This window comes from Methylobacterium currus (genome assembly GCF_003058325.1).
Lineage (GTDB): Bacteria > Pseudomonadota > Alphaproteobacteria > Rhizobiales > Beijerinckiaceae > Methylobacterium > Methylobacterium currus.
Map to the genome: position 1 here is coordinate 68,123 of NZ_CP028845.1, position 18,224 is coordinate 86,346.

At 70.5% G+C, this 18,224-nt stretch carries 14 protein-coding genes; 9 read left to right on the forward strand and 5 right to left on the reverse strand.

From position 1 onward, the window contains the following. Positions 1-242 precede the first annotated feature (242 nt). From DA075_RS34905 to DA075_RS34925, 5 genes are read left to right on the forward strand one after another with little or no spacing between them, the layout of a single operon-like run. The gene (locus DA075_RS34905; RefSeq protein WP_099957632.1) at positions 243-1,178 is read left to right on the forward strand and encodes a hypothetical protein; all 936 of its coding nucleotides are present in this window, start codon (positions 243-245) and stop codon (positions 1,176-1,178) included. Further along, positions 1,175-2,335, forward strand: a complete 1,161-nt coding sequence (locus DA075_RS34910) for a GNAT family N-acetyltransferase (RefSeq protein ID WP_244936721.1) — start codon at positions 1,175-1,177, stop codon at positions 2,333-2,335. Before DA075_RS34905 ends, DA075_RS34910 begins: the two co-directional genes overlap by 4 nt. 7 nt (positions 2,336-2,342) lie before the next feature. After that, entirely contained in the window at positions 2,343-3,128 is a 786-nt protein-coding gene (locus tag DA075_RS34915; RefSeq protein WP_099957633.1) for a polysaccharide deacetylase family protein, read from the forward strand. Between the two features lie 29 nt (positions 3,129-3,157). After that, entirely contained in the window at positions 3,158-4,171 is a 1,014-nt protein-coding gene (locus DA075_RS34920; RefSeq protein ID WP_164712604.1) for a glycosyltransferase family 2 protein, read from the forward strand. Between the two features lie 44 nt (positions 4,172-4,215). Then, a complete protein-coding gene (locus tag DA075_RS34925) occupies positions 4,216-5,496 on the forward strand; it encodes an O-antigen ligase family protein (protein ID WP_099957635.1) in 1,281 nt (426 codons plus the stop codon). 43 nt (positions 5,497-5,539) lie between these two features. On the opposite strand, the gene DA075_RS34930 is transcribed toward DA075_RS34925, so the two are convergent. The 3 genes from DA075_RS34930 to DA075_RS34935 form a co-directional block, all read right to left on the reverse strand. Continuing rightward, positions 5,540-6,703: an endo-1,4-beta-xylanase gene (locus DA075_RS34930; RefSeq protein WP_164712605.1), complete on the reverse strand. Its 1,164-nt coding sequence runs from the start codon at positions 6,701-6,703 to the stop codon at positions 5,540-5,542. A 17-nt stretch (positions 6,704-6,720) separates the two neighbouring features. Further along, positions 6,721-8,061, reverse strand: coding sequence for a lipopolysaccharide biosynthesis protein (locus DA075_RS36270; RefSeq protein ID WP_123834603.1), 1,341 nt, complete (start codon positions 8,059-8,061; stop codon positions 6,721-6,723). A 132-nt stretch (positions 8,062-8,193) separates the two neighbouring features. Beyond that, complete coding sequence (locus tag DA075_RS34935; protein ID WP_099957637.1) at positions 8,194-9,333, reverse strand: glycosyltransferase; 1,140 nt, start codon at positions 9,331-9,333, stop codon at positions 8,194-8,196. A 412-nt stretch (positions 9,334-9,745) separates the two neighbouring features. On the opposite strand from DA075_RS34935, the gene repA reads away from it, so the two are divergent. The 3 genes from repA (at position 9,746) to repC (ending at position 13,457) form a co-directional block, all read left to right on the forward strand. Next, complete coding sequence (gene repA, locus DA075_RS34940) at positions 9,746-10,975, forward strand: plasmid partitioning protein RepA (protein ID WP_099957638.1); 1,230 nt, start codon at positions 9,746-9,748, stop codon at positions 10,973-10,975. Next, positions 10,972-11,982 (forward strand): plasmid partitioning protein RepB, encoded by a 1,011-nt coding sequence (gene repB / locus DA075_RS34945; RefSeq protein ID WP_099957689.1) that lies wholly within the window; start codon positions 10,972-10,974, stop codon positions 11,980-11,982. Before repA ends, repB begins: the two co-directional genes overlap by 4 nt. Positions 11,983-12,182: 200 nt before the next feature. Then, positions 12,183-13,457: a plasmid replication protein RepC gene (gene repC / locus DA075_RS34950; RefSeq protein ID WP_099957639.1), complete on the forward strand. Its 1,275-nt coding sequence runs from the start codon at positions 12,183-12,185 to the stop codon at positions 13,455-13,457. A 32-nt stretch (positions 13,458-13,489) separates the two neighbouring features. On the opposite strand, the gene DA075_RS34955 is transcribed toward repC, so the two are convergent. Together DA075_RS34955 and DA075_RS34960 are read right to left on the reverse strand one after the other, a co-directional pair. Then, a complete protein-coding gene (locus DA075_RS34955; protein ID WP_096488052.1) occupies positions 13,490-16,459 on the reverse strand; it encodes a Tn3 family transposase in 2,970 nt (989 codons plus the stop codon). A 201-nt stretch (positions 16,460-16,660) separates the two neighbouring features. Next, positions 16,661-17,844 (reverse strand): IS3 family transposase gene (locus tag DA075_RS34960; protein ID WP_099957640.1). Its coding sequence is split into 2 segments (ribosomal slippage): positions 16,661-17,580 and positions 17,580-17,844, totalling 1,185 coding nucleotides; the frame shifts between segments, so codons are not numbered across the junction. A 73-nt stretch (positions 17,845-17,917) separates the two neighbouring features. On the opposite strand from DA075_RS34960, the gene DA075_RS36930 reads away from it, so the two are divergent. After that, a complete protein-coding gene (locus tag DA075_RS36930) occupies positions 17,918-18,082 on the forward strand; it encodes a hypothetical protein (RefSeq protein ID WP_164712606.1) in 165 nt (54 codons plus the stop codon). The last annotated feature ends 142 nt before the right edge of the window (positions 18,083-18,224 follow it).

Here is an 18,224-nt window from a genome sequence, read left to right on the forward strand (position 1 = left end):
GGACCCCCGAAGACGACGGCGCCCGGAATAGCCCGAGTACCGGGTCAACCTGGCGAGATACCAGGCCTGTCCCTGCCGGAGAGCAAGGATACTGGGCTGCCTCTTCTCTGGCATCGCGGTTGCGACGTCGAACATACTCGAAGACAGCCGGGGACATGCTTCCGGATTTGGCCCGGGAGCATCCTGGAACGGGACTGATCCCGTACCGAAACGACACAGACGCCGCAGGGAGCAGAACATCCATGAGCCGCGAACCGATCTTCACCGACTGGACCGACAGGCACGGGGCGCTCTGGGGCCACCAGCCCCTGCGCCTGCAGCATCGCCTCCACACCATGCCGCTGTTCTCCCGCGCGGCGCTGGCGGAGCTGATCGACACCTATCCGCGCGAGCAGTACAGCCTGATCCACATGGGCGCGAGCGGCCAGCGCCGCTACTGGCGCGAGGGCGACATCGGCGGCCTGCCGGGCGAGGCGGTGATCGATGCGATCGCCAAGGGCCGGATGTGGCTCAACCTGCGCAACGTCCTGAAGGTCGACAAGCGCTACGCCGAGGTGGCGGACGCCATCTTCGCCGAGATGGCCGAGCGCCTGCCGGGCTTCTCGACCCGCCACCGCAGCGCCGGCATCCTGATCTCGTCGCCCTCGGCGCAGGTCTATTACCACGCCGACCTGCCGGGCCAGCACCTCTGGCAGCTGATCGGCCACAAGCGGGTCTACATCTACCCGAACTCGCCCCCCTTCCTGACCGAGCGGCACCTCGAGGACATCGCCCTGTTCGAGGTCGAGGTCGATATGCCCTACGAGCCCTGGTACGACGAGCACGCCCAGGTCCTCGATCTCGCTCCCGGCCAGATGCTTAGCTGGCCGCTCAACGCCCCGCACCGGGTCGAGAACCTGGACTGCCTGAACGTCTCGATGACGGTCTCGTTCACCAACGAGGAGATCCACCGCCTCCAGACCGTCAACCTCGCCAACGGCCTCCTGCGCCACCGCCTCGGCCTGCCCCCGCGCAGCCGGGCGATCACCGGCCCGTCCTACTGGTCCAAGGCCGTGCTCCAGAAGGCCCTGCGCAACAGCCGCTGGGTCCGGCGCGAGCGGGGGGCCCGGCGCCGGGTCGACTTCCGCCTCGACGGCGCCAATCCCGGCCAGATCATCGACGCGCAGGCCACCGCGTGACCGCCCTCGACCGGCCGTTCGCGGCCGCCCCGGCCGCCTCCGCGGCGGCCTACCGGGCCGAGGCCACGACCCGCTTCGAAGCCGCGGCCCTGCGGGGCGGGACCGCACCGACGCCGTTCCAGGGCGTCGACTGGCTCGCGAGCTGGTACGAGGCCATGGCCGGCCGGGCCGGCCTGACGCCGGTCGTCGTCACGGTGCGCCAGGCCCGCACGGGGGAACTCGCCCTCGTGCTGCCGCTGGTGCTGCGGCGGCACGGATCGCTGCGGCTGGTCGAGTTCGCCGACCTCGACCTGACCGACTACAACGCCCCGCTGATCGGGCCGGCCGCGCCCCGGGACCGGCGCGAGGCGGCGCGGCTGTGGCGGGCGGTGCGCCGCGCCCTGCCGCCCGCCGACCTCGTGCGCCTCGCCAAGATGGAGACGGCCTTCGGCGGCGCGGCGAATCCCCTGGCTCTCCTGCCTGGCGCGACCGCCTGCGCCCTCAACGGCAACTTCGTGCGCCTCGGCCCGGATTACGACGCCTGGCGCCATGCCGGGCTCGAGCGGACGGTGCGCAAGGAGCTCGAGCGGAGCTGGCGGGTCTTCGCCAAGCATCCGGCCGCGACCTTCGAGCGGGTGACCGATCCCGCACGGGCCGGCGCGGTGCTGGCGACGATCGAGAACCTCCAGGAGCGCCGGATGGACGCGCTCGGGGCGACGTACTTCCTCAACGAGCCCGAGGTGGCGGCGGTCTATCGCCGCCTCGTGGAGCGCGGGGTCGCCGACGGGAGCACGGTCGTCACCGCCCTCGTGGCCGACGGCGAGATCGTGGCGGGTCTCCTCGGCCTGCGCCAGGGCGAGCGCTACGTCATGATCCGCATCGGCCAGGCGGGCGGGCGCTGGTCGAACTGCTCGCCGGGCCGGCTCATCATCGAGCGCACCATGGCGGCGCTCCACGCCGAGGGGGTGCGCTGCGTCGATTTCAGCATCGGCAACTACGACTACAAGCGCCGCTTCGGCACAGAGCCCCTCCCCCTCGTCGACCTCGTCGCTCCCCTGGGCTGGCGGGGGCTCGCGCCGGCCCTGCGCGCCCGGCTCGTCGGCCGCCTGCGCGCGCATCCCGAGCTCGACCGGCGCCTGCGGGCCTGGCTCGGCGGGTTCACCTTCGCCAAGGTCTAGAAGATCCATGCCCTCGCCGGAGACATCCGCACCCTCCGAGAGCCTGCGCGACAAGGTCGGGCGGCGCCTCGCGCGGGCGGTGGTGACGCGCCGCATCCCGCTTCCTCTCGAGCGCGCCGCCGTGAGCTTCACCTTCGACGACATCGCCGCCTCGGCGGCCGGGACCGGCGCGCGCATCCTGGAGGAGCGGGGCGTGCGGGGCACGTTCTACGTCTGCGGCGGCCTCGCCGGTACCGTCTCGGAACTCTACCCGCTGGCCGGCCTCGCCGCCGTCGCGGATCTCGCCCGCCGGGGTCACGAGATCGGCTGCCACACCGCCACGCATCCGAGCGCCGCGCAGGCCGGCGTCGGCGCCTACCTGCGCGACGTCGCGGCCAACGCCCGCATCCTGGAGCCGGTCGTCGGGCGGCTCTCGACCTTCGCCTACCCGTACGGAGCCATCGGGCTCGCCCACAAGCTCCGCCTCCAGGCACGGTTCCGGGCCTGCCGGGGCATCCATGGCGGCCCGATCGCCGGCGCGGCCGATCGCGGCCGCCTGGAGGCGGTCGCCCTGGAGGACGCGTCCGTGAGCGAGGCGGGGATCGACGCCTGGCTCGATGCCGCGGTGGCGCGGCGGGCGTGGCTGGTGTTCTACGCCCACGACGTGGCGGCCCGCCCGACGCGGTTCGGCCTCTCCCCGCAGCGCCTCGCCTACGCCGTCGACGCGGCGCTCGCCCGCGGCTGCCGCATCGAGACCGTGCGCGGCCTCCTCGACCTCGCCGCGGGCGCCCCGCCCACGAACGGAGCCTCATAATGAACGACGGGATCGCGCGAGACTTGCCCATGCAAGCCCAGCCCACGCAAAGCCTGCCGGCCCGGCCGGAGCCGTTCGAGGTCGCGTATGCGGGCAAGACCGCGGCGGCGCCGGCCGTCGTCGTCTGCATCCCGACGATGCGCCGCCCCGACCACCTCGCCCTCACCCTGCGGTCCCTCGCCGCCCAGGACTTCGCTCGGCCCTTCGCCTGCCTCGTCGCCGACAACGATCCCGCCGGGCGGGCGGGCGCGGCGCGGGCCGAGGCGATGATGCGCGAGGGAGTGGTCACAGGCGCGGCCGTCGTCGTGGCCCGTCCGGGCCACAGCTCGGCCTGCAACGGCGTCTTCGCGGCCGCCCGCGCGCTCTTCCCGGACACGCCCCTGGTGGCGATGATCGACGACGACGAGCTCGCCGAACCCGACTGGCTGCGCCGGATCGTGGACGCCCAGGAGCGCTCCGGCGCCGACCTCGTCGGCGGACCGGTGCTGCCCCGGTTCGAGCGGCCGGATGCCGGCCGCTTCGCCGGGCATCCGGTGTTCACGCCCTACTACACCGCCTCGGGACCGGTCCCGTTCCTGTACGGCAGCGGCAACTTCGCGATGCGGGCGCAGGTGCTCGACCGGTTGGGCCAGCCCTACCTCGATCCCGCCTTCGACTTCGTCGGCGGCGGCGACTTCGACTTCTTCAAGCGCGCCCGCGACGCGGGCTTCACCGCCTATTTCGAGGCCGAGGCGCGGGCGGTCGAGACCGTGCCGGCCGGCCGCACCAGCCTGCGCTGGGTGGTCGCCCGCAGCCTGCGCTACGGGGCGATCAACTACATGATCGAGCGCAAGAACGCCCGCCGCCCGCTCGACCGGCTGCGCATCCCGGCCAAGAGCCTGGCGCTCCTCGGGCTCGGCCCCCTGCGGTCGCTGTCCCGGCTCGCATCCTCGGGCGATCTCCTGGCCTCGACCCATCCGCTGCTGGAGGCGCTCGGACGGGTCACCGCGCAGGCCGGCTTCCGGCCCGAGCAGTACCGCCCGCGGGAGGGACGCCTGCCGTGACCCGGGGGGCCGCCTCGGGTCGGGCGCCCGGCTCGAGCCCAGCCTTGGACGGGGCGCCGGCCCTCGATATCGGCCTCCTCGCGCGGGCGGGGCTGTTCGTTCTCGCCCTGCTGATCTTCTGGATCACCCTCGAGCCGCTCAAGGACCTGTCGGACGGCGCCCTGCTGGAGCCGACCGAGGCGGCCGACCGCTTCAACCAGGTGGTGTTCCTCACCCTGTTCGGGCTCAGCCTGTGGGCGCTGCGGGCCGGCGGCTGGCGCCGCGCCGCGCCCCTGCTGCACCCGGCCTACGGGGCGGTGCTGGGCTGGTTCCTGCTGGACTGCGCCTTCGCGATCAATCCGGGCCTGTCGCTGCGCCGGCTGATCCTGTCGGCCATGGTCATGGCGATCGTCGGCGTCCTGCTGCTGCTGCCGCGCAGCCAGCGCCAGTTCGAGGCCTGGATCGGCGGCGTCGCGATCACGGTGGTCGTGCTGTGCTTCCTGGCGGTCGCGCTGGTGCCGCACCTCGCCGTGCACCAAGCCGACGCCGCCGCGGAGGTGAACCTCACCGGATCCTGGCGCGGCATCTACGACCACAAGTCGAGGACCGGACCGATGATGGTGGTCTTCCTCATCCTGGGGGCCTACCTGACCGGGCGGTGGCGCCTCGTGCTCGGCCCCTGCCTCTTCGTCCTCGCCGGCACCTTCCTGGCCTTCACGGGTGCCAAGCAGCCGCAGGCGCTCGTTCCGTTCGTGTTCGCCTGGGCGTGGCTGGCGGGCCGGATCCGCTCGGTCCCGCTGCTCCTCGCCGTCTGCCTGGTTCCGCTCGTCCTCTACCTCACCTTCACGGTGGGTTCGGCCGCGATCCCGGCGGTGGCCGCGTTCAACGAGCGCGTCATGAGCGATCCCACCTTCACCAACCGGACCGGGATCTGGGGCTTCGCGCTCGCGTCCTTCCTGGAGCGGCCCCTGACCGGGTACGGCTTCATGGGGTTCTGGAACACCGAGTACGTCCGCTACGCCGTCGATGCCGCCCGGAACCCCTGGGCCGCCACCGCCTCGCACTCGCACGACTCCTATCTCGACCTCGCGCTCACCACCGGCCTGCCGGGCCTCGCCCTCGCCGTCTGGGCCCTGGTCGTGCTGCCGATCCTGGACTTCGCCCGGGCGCGGCGCGATCCCGCGAGCCGCGACCTCGCTCTCCTGTTCTTCCGGATCTGGCTGTTCGCGGTCTTCCTCGGCTCGATGGAGACCCTGTTCTTCCAGCGCGACGAGGCGTTCTGGGTCGCGTTCCTGATCGCGGTCTTCGGCCTGCGCTACCTCACGGCCTACCGCGTCAGGGAGTGACGACAGGACGTGGCGGGGACTAAGGACCCTCGGCGTCCCCGCCTCACGGAGCCCGGCCCGGACCGGGCAGCGGGGCGGCGCTCGCCACGCGCCGGCGGAAATGCTGCATCACCTCGTGCAGGGGCTTGGGCTTCAGGTCGTCGTCGAGGGGGAGCGAGCGGGTCGGCAGGCCGTCCGGCCGCGGCTTGTGCCAGCGGGTCCAGCTGTCGCGGTCGCGCAGGCCCCAGGTCAGCACCGCGTCGGCGCCGCCGCCTTCCGCGATGGCGTCGAGGAGCCGGAAGGCCTGCTGCGCCACGAGCTCGTCGCGCTGGCGCAGGTCGGCCGGAAAGGTCTGGTCGATGACGTCGAGCTCGGTCACCACCACCACGAGGCCGAGCGCCCGCACCTCGGCGACGAAGCGCGCCACCGCGGCCCGGTCGACCACCCGGTCCGAGTAGAGGTGGCCCTGCATCCCGACCCCGTGCAGCGGCACGCCCCGCGCCACCAGGCCCTGCACCGTGCGCAGCATCACGGCGCGGCGGGAATCGTAGTGCTCGCCCTCGAATTCGAGGAAGTAGTCGCTCAGCAGGAGCTGGGCGGCGGGATCGGCCTGCGCGGCGGCGCGCAGCGACATCTCGATGTACCCGTCCCCGATCAGCCGTCGCCAGAGGGTGTTGCGCAGGCCGGTGCCGCGCTCGGGCGCGTCGTCCGTGAACTCGTTGACCACGTCCCAGGAGGTGATCGCGCCGCGGTAATGCCCGACCACGGTGGCGATGTGCTTGCGCAGCTCGGCCTCGGCCTCGGCGCGGCTGCGCAGCGTGTCGAGCCAGGGCGGGACCTGGCCGTGGAACACGAGGGCGTGGCCGCGCACCGCCAGGCCGCCGTCGCGGGCGAAGCGCACGATGGCGTCGCCCTCGGCGAAGTCGAAGGCGCCGCGGGTCGGCCGCAGGCGGTCCCACTTCAGGGCATCCTCCGTCACCACCAGGTCGCAGTCGCGCAGGATCGCCCGCCGGTAGCCCGCGTCCCGGTCGAGGAGCGAGGCCTGGACCGCGCAGCCCACCGGCGTGCCGAGCGGGGCCGCCGGCCGGGCCCGCGCCGCGGGGCCCGGCTTCGCGGCTCCCGGAGCCGCCAGGGCGGCGGGCGCGGCCGTGCCTGCCGCGAGGGCGGCGGTGCCGAGGATCCCGCCCTTCAGGGCCGCCCGGCGATCGATGTGCGAGGGCTGCGTCACGATCGGTCTCCTGTTGTTCAGGCCGGCGGCCCGGGAACGGTCGCTCCCGGCCCCCGGCGGCCGAAGGCGTAGGTGCCGAGGCTGGAGGCGAGATAAGCGACCAGGAAGACGGCGTTGATCATCCCGGCCCATTGCGCCGGACCGTGGAACTGCCAGAACACGGCCGCGATCAGGGCTGATTTCAGCAGGATCAGGAGGCCGGAGATCCAGAACAGGCCGAACATCCGCTGCCAGGCGTAGAGCAGCTCGGCCTGGTACTCGATCAGGTTGCGCAGGGCCGGCACCGCCCAGAGCAGCGGCAGGATCGGGGCCGCCTTCGCGACCTCGCGCCCGAGCAGGCCGGGCCAGACATGGAGCGCGAGGGCGATGACCGCGAAGGCCGCCGTGGAGACGACCAGGATGCCGGCCTCGGTGAGCAGCTTGGCCCGGGTCCCCCGCATCGCGGCCGGGTCGCGCAGCAGGGTGCGGATCATCATCACGTTGAAGGCCCGCACCGGCATCGCGGTGAGGTCGACGAGGCGCATGCAGGTGGCGAAGAGGCCGGCATTCGCCTCGCCGCCGAGGGCGAGGACCAGCACCTTGTCGCTCTCGCCCTGCCCGGCCGAGACGACGTAGGCCCCCGCGAGCGCGAGCGCGTGGCGGCCGCGCAGCAGCAGGGAGCGCCGCCGCAGGCGCAGGCGCACCCGCGGCAGCAGGGTGGCGACGACGACCACGAGGGCGGCGATGTTGGCTGCCGCGTAGGCGAGCGCCCAGGTCGCGAGGCTGTGGTCGCCCGATCCCAGGAAGGCGAGCGCCGCGAGGGTCCGGGCGAGGAAGCCGATATTGTATGCCGCGGCCGAGCGGGCGTAGCGGCCGAGGCCGCCATTCACCACCGCCACGAGGTCGATGAGCCGCCAGACCACGACCTCGACCGCGACGACCGTCAGGTAGGCGAGGAGCTGGCCCGGGAAGAAGGCCCAGTGGATCAGCAGCGCCAGCCCGAAGCAGAACGGCAGCGAGACCGCGAGCCAGACCGCGTAGGATCCGAGATACTGCCCCAGGAGCCGCGGGCGGGTGGCCGAGATCGCCACCATGTTGGCGCCGTACCCGAAGGCGGCGAGGCGCGACAGCACCATGCCGACCGCCGCGCTGGTGGCGAACAGGCCGAAATCGTCGAGGCCGAGCGCGCTCGTGAGGGAGACGAAGTAGACGAGCGAGAGCAGGAGCCGGGTGACGGACCCGCCGAGCAGGTGGACGTAGCCCCGCACGAGGCCGCGCTCCCCCAGCCCGGCCCAGGCCGCGCGCAGCCGCGGCAGGAGCAGCGAACGGCGCGTCCGGACGGGTTCGTCGACCAGCAGGTTCGTCCGGCTGTCCTGCATCGGGCTCCTCGAAGGCGGAAATGGGTCAGCCCGTACCGATCCGGCACAGGCCCGCCCGTTGATCCGCCAGAGCCTGCGGCCTGCGTGCCAGGACGGCCCTCCCAAGCAGGGCGACGTGCGGGCGCGCTGGCGTCAGAGCCCCGCGAGCGCGTCGGCGATCATCGTGACCGCCGCCCGGCGTCGCGCCTCGTTCCAGGCCAGGCCCGCCTCCGGATCGTGGGCGCGCGGGCGGCGCACAGCCTCGACCAGGGCGGCGGCGAAATCCTCGGGTGTCTCGGCCACCCGCAGGCTGTCGGGTACCACGTCGAGCCCGCGGACCCCGAGCCGGGTGGACACGGCGGGCGTCCCGGTGGCGGCCAGCTCCAGCGTCTTGATCTGGATGCCGGTGCCCGCGACCGTCGGCACGGCGGCGACCCGCACGCCGGCCAGGAAGGCGCGCGCGTCCGGCACGAGGCCGAGGCGCTTGATCCGTCCCTCCGGCAGCGCCTCGGATCCCGCACCCGCCACCGCGATGCCGATCTCCGGCGGCAGGCGCGGCACCACGTGGTCGAGGAACCACGTCATGCCCTCGCGCACCGGCGGCCAGCTCCAGGTCCCGATGAGACCGATGTCATCGTCGACATCCGCCTGGACCGGGCCGGAAACGAGGGGGAAGAACAGCGGTAGCACGGCCCCGTGCGCGATGCCGAGGTCGCGCCGGGCACGGTCGGCATCGGCCTGCGACAGGAACCACGCGAAGCGCCCCTCCGCCCCTGCCTGTCGCTCGAGCACCGCGTTGAGCCGGGCCTCCCGGGCATAGACGGCCCGCCACCAGGGCCGTCGGGCAGCCTTGGCCACCATCGCGTAGGACAGGGCCTGGATGTCGTGGAAGATCACCCCGACGGGGATGGATCCGGCGAGCTCGCGCACGAACGGGTAGAGGTTGACGTGGTCCACGATCAGGAGGTCCGCCCCGGAACGGGCGATCTCCTCCCTCAGACGGTGCGCCGGCAGGTAGTTGTACTTCTCCGACGAGATCGGGTGGCCGGAAGTCAGGCTGCGCCAGGCCCAGGACACGGTATCGGCGAGGGGCGCCGTCGCGGTCTCGATCGGGATCGTCCCCAGGAGCACGCTGTCCACCGGCGCCGTCACCCGGAACGGCGCCCGCCCGTAGCCGTAGAGAACGACGTCGTGCCCGAGCTCGGCCAGCGCCGCGAGGATCGCCCGGGTGGCGATCTCGCTGCCTGTCTTCAGCGTGTTGGGCACGATGGTGGTGAGGAGGGCGATCCGCATCTGCCGAGGAGGGTTGATGGCCGAGGAGAAACTTGTCGGCGGCCCTGTACCACGATCCGGGGGAAACGACAATATTTATCCCGGTTATACATGATTTATATTTCGTAAATAGAGCCGAAAACACCTGGTCAGCTAGAGATTTCGTCAGGCGTACTGGAGCGGATCAGGCCGACAATTGAACCCCACACCTCACCTGCAGTCGAGTCGGCCCCGTTCGATCCAGTCGTGCCTCGCCGTGGCTTCGGCCCGTGCACGGATCTGCAGGTCCTGCTTCATGTTTCTCCACACCTGAGTCGGTCCTCAAACTTACCTGGGGCTTGCATGGGACTCGACTCTCGTACCGAATCAGTCTCATCTCGCCGCTAGCGGTGGTATGGCGTAATCTGTCGGTTTAGCGCTAGCGAGAGGGGTCATGAACCAGCACGTGCTCGTGGATGGCACCGAAGCGCACTCCAACGAGATCGCAGCGAGCCACGCCCGGCTGCTCGGCGATAAGCTGCAGGATCTCGCGGTCGGCTTCTATCCTCCCACCGCGCAGAAGACCCTGCGGCGGTTCTCGGCCGGCGAGACGGCGCGACTCCTCGGCATCACAGAGGTGCGCCTTCGTCAACTGCCCTTCGACCGGCTCACGCCAGATCTGGAGATCGGGCCGGCGGGACGTCGCTATTTCACCCTCGCCGAGATCCATGCCGTCCGCCGACACCTTCACGAGATCGATCGCGTCGGGCGAGGGTACCTCCCCCATCGCAACGGCGAGAAGGGCGAGCACCTCCAGGTCATCGCGCTGACGAACTTCAAGGGCGGCTCGGCCAAGACCACGCACACCGCCGGATTGGCGCACTACCTCGCCCTCCACGGTTACCGCGTGCTGGCGATCGACGCCGACCCGCAGGCCAGCCTGTCCACCCTGCTCGGCGTGCGCGCGGACGACAGTGGACCGACGATCTACGACGCTGTCCGCTACGGCGAAGGTCAGCGCCCGATGCGGGAGGTGATCCGCCAGACATATTTCACCGGGCTCGACCTCGCCTCGGCGAATCTCGAACTCGAGGAGTTCGAGTTCTACGCACCCCTCATGTCGAGCCCCGAGCGGCGCAAGTTGGGCGGTCCTCCGTTTTTCGCCCGCCTCCCCGTCGCGATCGAGAGCATCGCTGCGGACTACGATGTGGTGGTGATCGATTGCCCGCCCCGGCTCGGCTACTTCGCGATCTCGGCCCTGTGCGCGGCCACCGCGACCCTGATCACCGTTCATCCCCAGATGATCGACCTCGCATCCATGCGTCAGTTCCTGACGATGATGAGCGATCTGATGGAGACGGTTCAGGAGGAGGGCGCTCCGCCACCGACCCAGGATTGGTTCCGCTACCTCATCACGCGCTACGATCCCCAGAGCGTGCCGCAGACCTCGGTGGTCGGAATGCTCCAGGATCTGTTCGGAAGCTACGTGCTGCCGAAGGCGATGCTCCAGACCCCGGCCGTTTCGACGTCGGGTCTCGTCGGTCAGACGATCTACGAGACGTCACTGGGCAAGGATCGCAGCGACGAGGTGAGCCGCGCGACCTATCGGCGGGCGCTGGATGCCTTCGACGACGTCAACCGTGAGATCGAAGCGCTCATCCGCGGCGCGTGGGGGCGGGCATGAGCAAGAGCATCCGCCATCTGATGGCCCGGCCCACGCCGGAGCCGGTCTCGACCACGACATTATCAACGGAATCAACGACTTCGCCCCCCTTATCAGGTGGTAACAACCCCTCTCCTCGCCGCACGGGCGCAGCTCGCTCGTTCGGTGCTGCGTGGCAGGCGCAGGAGCAGGCGCGCGCGGCCGCCGATGCCGAGCGCGACGGCAGCGTGATCGAACTCGATCCGGAGATCTGCGATCCCTCCGCGATCGCGGATCGGGTGCCCGATACGACCGACACGGCGTTCGACGCCTTCGTGGAGCAGATCCGCGAGGAGGGCCAGCGCAGCCCTGCGCTGGTTCGGCCCAAGCCCGGTGAGCCCGGTCGCTACGAGATCGCCTACGGCCGCCGCCGGCATCGCGCGGCGCGGATCCTCGGTCGCCCGTTGCGCGCCATCGTGCGCCCCTTGAGCGACACCGAGCTTGTCATCGCGCAGGGATCGGAGAACCTCGCTCGAGCCGACCTGAGCTACATCGAGCGGGCGCACTTCGCTCGGAACATGGTGCAAGCCGGTGTCACTCGCGAGGTCGTCGCCAAGGCGATGGGCATGCAGGCTCCCCATCTGTCGAGCCTGCTGACCGTCGCCGACGCGATCCCCGCATCCGTGCTCGCCATCATCGGTCCGGCGCCCAAGATCGGTCGGCCGAACTGGCTCACCCTCGCCGACCGGATCAAGGCCGCGACACCCGAGCAGATCGACACGGCCCTCGCCGCCTCGGGTCTCTTCGGCAAGACGTCGAATGAGCGTTTCGGCGTGGTGCTGGCTGCCCTCACCCCGGCGCCGAAGGCGACCAGGAAGCCGAAGGCCGAGACGCTGAAGGATTCCAAGGGCCTGAAATTCGCCCGCGTCGAGCGCAGCACGTCCGGCGTGCGCGTGACGACCGATGAGGCGAGTGAGCCGGGCTTCGGCGACTACCTCGCCCGCCGGCTTCCCGAGATCCTTGCCGCCTACCGGGCGAGCAAGGCCTGACCCCTCCCCTCACCCCGAACTGAAAGGAGACGAGGACACCGCAAAAAGAAAGGGCCCCCGAACCGACGCCCGGAAGACCCTCTCTGTCTGTCGCAAAGTCAGAGAACCACACCTCCCGGCACATCGCAAGGCGGAACAGCGCCGTTCGCGAAAATTTCGCGGCGGCGAACGCCCGGTCTTTGCCCGGTGCTCGACAGAGCATGCTCCACATCACGACGCCCTTCGGGCGGCGATCGCTGACGGCTGCGCAGGTGAAGGCGCAGGCGACCGCGGACGGCTGCCCTCGCGAGACAACGGTCGAGAAATGGGCTGTTCTCCGCGACATCACCGAGGCACGAGCTCAGCTCGGCCTCTCCGCGTCCAGCTTGGCCGTCCTCGACGCGCTCGCAACCTTCCTGCCCGAGACGGCATTGCAGATCGGAGAGGCGCCGAGCCTCGTCGTGTTCCCGTCCAACCGTGCTCTCGTCATCCGGACGAGGGGCATGGGAGAGGCGACCATTCGCCGGCATCTCGCCGCGCTGGTCGAGGCCGGCATCGTCATTCGCCGGGACAGCCCCAACGGGAAGCGCTACTGCCGCCGCGGCCCGGCCGGCGTGATCGCGCAGGCCTACGGCTTCGATCTCTCTCCCCTGGTCGCGCGCGCCGCCGAGTTCGCGGGTCTCGCCGAGGCCGTACGGTCCGATGCACTCGCGCTTCGCATCGCCCGCGAGCGCGTCACGCTGCTGCGGCGAGACTGCATGAAGCTCATCGAGGCCCTCGACGAGGCCGAGGGTGCACCAGGGGCGTCGGAGCCGCTGAGGGCCCGCTACAGGGCGACGATGACCGCGTTACCCCGGGCACCGTCTTGCTCCGATCTGACGGCGGCCGGCGGAGCGCTCGCCGATCTGGCAGCGGATGTGTGTAAGTTGCTGCTTGAGCATCAGGAATCGAAGGAATCGAGCGGCAATGCCACTCAAAACGAGCGGCACAAACAGAATTCAAAGCCAGAACCTCCTGATTCTGAACAAGCCTCCGAAGAGGAGAAGAAGGAGGGCTCGGCTCTCGGCCCGCAGATTGCGGTGCCAGTTGTGACCGACGGATCAGGGCAGGGGAGCCCACCAGGGCATTGGTCGATTCGCGCCACTTACCCCCTCGGCCTTGTCCTCAGTGCCTGCCCGGACATCCGGGATTACGCGCGGGGTGGAATCGGCTCGTGGCGGGAACTGGTCGACGCTGCGGGGTTGGTTCGATCCATGCTCGGGATCAGCCCGAATGCCTGGGACGAGGCGCGCGAAGTCATGGGCGAAGATGCGGCTGCGGTGACGATCGCAGCGATCCTGCAACGAGCGGAGCACATCAAAGCGCCGGGCGGCTACTTGCGTGCGCTGGTGGATCGAAAGAGGCGAGGGGAGTTCAGCCTGGGACCTGTCCTGCAAGCGCTGCTCCGCGGCAAACTCGGAGTGCCCGTCAGCAGCAACTTGCGTCCGACTCATTAGGGGACCGGTGAGAGGATGGTCGAAAACGTACGCTAAGCGTCGCGGCCTTGCTGGTGGAGGCGGAGCGGCCTGAGCCGTTCGCGGGGCTTGTCGATTTCGGCCCAGAGGTAGTCGCCGGTGAGGCCGACATGCTCCCAGCCCAGCGGGGCGACGTGGGCGAGCCGTTCGTCGGGCACCGCGACGCCGCTGCCGCGCAGATGGCGGACGGCGCGATCGAGATAGACGGTGTTCCACAGCGTGACGGCCGCGGTCACGAGGGTCAGGCCGGAGGCACGATGGCGCTGGTTCTCGAAGGTGCGGTCGCGCAGCTCGCCGAGGCGGTTGAAGAAGATGGCGCGGGCGAGCGCGTTGCGGGCCTCGCCCTTGTTGAGGATGCTGCCGGTCCGGCGCCGCTGGCCGGGATCGTCGAACCAGTCGAGCATGAACAGGGTGCGCTCGACCCGCCCGACCTCGCGCAGCGCACGCGCCACGGGGTTCTGGCGCGGATAGCCCGCGAGCTTGCGCAGCATGACCGAGGCGCTGACGGTGCCGGCCCGGATCGAGGCGGCGAGCCGGAGCGTCTCGTCCCAGTCCGCCTCGATGGCGCGGACGTTGACCGGCCCGGCGACGAGCGGGCGCAGCGTCGGCCACGGGTCGAGCGGCGACAGGCCGTACAGCCGGCGTTCGTTGATATCGCGGATGCGCGGCGCGAAGCGGAAGCCGAGCAGGTGGCACAGGCCGAAGACATGATCGACCGCGCCCGCGGTGTCGGTCGCATGCTCGCGGATGACCAGGTCGCTCTCATGATCGAGCAGGCCGTCGAGGACATGGGCGGCCTCGCCGGCATTGGCGGCGATGACCTTGGTGTGGAACGGCGTGAAGCGGTCGGTGACGTGCGTGTAGAACAGCACACCGGGTTCGGTGCCGTAGCGGGCGTTGCGATCGGCGCGCGCCTCGCCCTGACCGCCGGCGCGGAAGAACTGCCCGTCCGACGACGACGTGTCGCCCGGGCCCCAGACCGCGGCGAGCGGATGCACGGTGTGGCAATCGACGATCGCCGCCAGCGCCGACAGGTAGGTCTCGTCGCGCACATGCCATTCCGCTGTCCAGCGCAGGCGCGGCAGCGTCAGCCCGCGCGAGCTTTCCGCCATGCGCCCGAGGCCCAGGTTGGTCGCGTCGGCGAGGATCGCGCCCATCAGCGCGGCCGGGTCGGAAGCGGGTACGCCGCTGCGGGCATGGACGAAGCGGTCGGCGAACCCCGACCAGGCGGCGACCTCCACCAGCAGGTCGGTGATGCGGACACGCGGCAGCATCGCGTAGAGCTGGCTCTTCAACGCCTCGGCCTCGTCGGCCGGGGAGCGCCGGATGGGTGAGATCAGTAGCTGCCCGCGCTCGATCGTCACGTCGACCAGCCCACCGGCCGCGGCGGCGCGCTCCACCTCGGTCATACGCCGGGCCAGGAGCGTGCGGCGCTCCTCATGCCATTGGGCAAACCCAGGCGACACGGCGAGGCGCAGGTTGCCATCGGCGCGCATCGTCTCGAACGCGGGCACGGGCAGCAGATAATCGTCGAGCGTGCGATAGGCGCGGCTGCCGTCCACCCAGATGCTGCCCGAGGCCAGCCGCTCGCGCAGGTGGACGATCACCGCGATCTCGTAGGCGCGCCGGTCGATCGTCCCTTCGACCGGCTGCACGACCTTGCGCCAGCGCGGCCTGATGAAGCTGGTCGGCACCCGCTTCGGCAGGACCGATCGACCGTCGCGGTACATCGTCCGCAGCGCCTCGATCGCACCGAGAAGCGGATCGCCCGACCGCGCCGTGCGGAAGGTGAAGGCGGCGAGGAAGGTCGGGGCGAACCGCCGCACGGCGGGATAGCGTTCGACCACATCCTCCAGGCCGTCATCGACCGAGCGCGTCAGATCCTCGGCAAAGCGGATGCTGCGTTCCAGCTGATCCCACCCCACTCGGTCGTCGATCGCGCGGAAGGGGTCGCGCCCGCTCGCGCGGGCCTCGACCAGCAGGCGGCCGAGCCGGGCATGGAGGCGGGCCGTGTCCTTCAGCATCCGCGCTTGCCCGAGCAGCCGGTCGGAGCGGGTGCGGTCGGCACGGCGGAACAGCGCGCCCACCATCTTCTCGACCATGACCAGGGCGGCGTCGGTCAGCGCCGCCTCCATCTCGATCATGGAGGCGACGAGCATGGCGAGCCGACGAGGACGTTCGAGGCGGCGCAGGTGCTGGGCGGTGACGAGGCCGGCGGTGCGCGCGATGACGGCGTAGCGGGCGGCATGGATGCGGCGTGCCCCGTCCGCCGCGATCCCGATGGCGCGCACCGCGTCGAGCCGTTCGACGATCCCCTTCAGGTTGGCAGCCGACGGCGCCTCCGGCCACTCCCGTATCCAGCCGAGCCGGGTGCGGCCGTCGTCGTCCGAGGCGATCAGGCGATCGAGCGCCGCTTGCTGCTCGGCCGGGCAGTCTCGGATCAGCCCGGCATGGGCGGCCTTGCGCGCCCGGGTCCGTACGATGAGCGCCAGCCGTTCCAGCGTCGATGCGGCCGGCAGCACGATCCGGCCCAGCCGCAGCCGATCGACCATGCCGGCGACGATCGTCTCGCCCCGGTCGGTCGAGGCGGCGATCTCCGACCCCACCGCCAGCATCGATCGCACGTCCGCCCGCTCGAAGGCGCGCAGGCCGAGCCAGGCTTCGATCTCGGCGCGATGCTCGCGCAGCGTCGTCGGGCGGGCGGCATAGCTGGCGAAGTCGGTGGCATCGCATCCGATCTGACCGGCGAGCAACTCCAGCATCGCGTCGGGCACCGCCTCACCCGCCACCAGTGCGCGTCCGGGATGACGGAGGTAGCAGAGCTGCACCGCATGGCCGATCCGGTTCGGACCTCGCCGACGCCGTGCCACCTGCACGAGGTCGGCGGGACCGAGGGTGTAGAGTCGTTCGATCGTCGCGTGATCGGCAGGCGGGTCGAAGATCGCGGCGCGCTGCGCCGGTGACAAGATAGTCTTGGCCGGCATCCGCTTCCCATCCGTCACGAAACAGGAATGCGGGCCTGTTCACGGAGCGTAGACCACAAGACGGGTTGTGTGACATCATGCTGACCGATCGGCGGGCAATGCCGCTCCGTCACGCAGACGGACGTATGAATGACGACCGTGATCGGCTACGCCCGGGTGTCCAAGGCTGATCAGCCCCCACGAGGTGGCCCGAGTGGAATGTTAGTGGACCGTGGGCCTTTTCACCACGGGTAGCTTGGCCGGCGGAGCCGGTCGGGTGAGCGCAGCCGGCCAAGCGGTTAAGGCTGGCACGAACACCTCCGGGGCCGGCGGGCGGTAGCCCAGCGAGGCGTGCGGCCGAACCCCATTGTAGTGTCTCCTCCAGCTCTCGATCAGGATCTGCGCCTCCCGCAGAGAGTAGAAGATCTCCCCATTCAGCAACTCGTCCCGCAACCTCGCGTTGAAGCTCTCAATGTAGCCGTTCTCCCACGGTGAGCCAGGCGTGATGTAGGCCGTCTTTGCGCCCACGGCGGTGATCCACTTCTGCACAGATTGGGCGATGAACTCCGGTCCATTGTCAGAGCGAACGTGCGCAGGTACGCCACGCAGGATGAACAAGTCCGAGAGCACATCAATCACGTCCGGTGCCTTGAGCTTGCGGGCCACCCGGATCGCCAGGCACTCGCGGGTGAACTCGTCGATGACGTTCAGCAGGCGGACCTTGCGCCCGTCATGCGTGCGCGCCTCGACGAAGTCGTAGGACCAGACATGATCGCGGTGCTCGGGCCGCAGCCGGACACAGGAGCCATCCCCGTCCCACAACCGACCCTTCTTGGGCTGACGGGCCGGCACCTTGAGCCCCTCCTGCCGCCACAGCCGCTCCACTCGCTTGTCGTTGACCAGCCAGCCCGCCGCCCGCAGCAGGGCGGCGATCTTGCGGTAGCCGTAGCGGCCATACCGGCGCGCCAACTCGACCAGGTCGGCCAGCAGCGCCGCCTCGTCGTCTCTCCCCCGCGGCAGCTTGCGCTGCGTCGAGCGATGCTGTCCGAGGGCGCGACAAGCGCGCCGCTCGGAGACCGTTAGCACGGTCCGGACATGCTCGATGCAGGCGCGCCGGCGCGCGGGGCTCAGAAGTTTCCCCGGGCGGCCTCCTGCAGGATCAGCTTGTCAAGCGTGAGATCCGCGATCGCCTTGCGCAGCCGCTGGTTCTCGGTCTCCAGCTCCTTCATCCGGCGCACCTGGTCGGACTTCAGCCCGCCGAACTCCTTGCGCCAGCGGTAATACGTGACCTCGGTCACGCCAATCGCCCGGATCGCATCAGCCACGCTCTGCCCCTGCGAGACCAGCACGTCCACCTGCCGCAGCTTGGCCACCACCTCTTCCGGCTTGTGCTTCTTCGTTCCCATCGCGTCCGTCCTCCGTCGGCTCAAAGCCATACTTCAGGGCGGACCACTCCGACGGGGGCTGACCAAGACCGGGGTGCCCCTCCCGAGTGATCCGCCTCGGCGCGGCTTCGGGTTCGATCTGCTCGAGCGGATGCTGCCGCACGAGTTGGGTGGGCAGACGAAGCTGACCCTCGCGCAGGGTGGCCTCCTGTGCACGATCACCGTGCCGCTCACTCCGCGGATCATCGTGGACGCATAGGGTCAAAATCCAATCAGCTTGATCGTATGAGGAGCTGCTTGCGACCCCGAGCAGTCATTCTGCTGGCGGGATTGGGATGTATGAAAAACGACCCATTCCTGACACGACGGCGGACCGGCTGGGACTGACGCGACTTACGCGA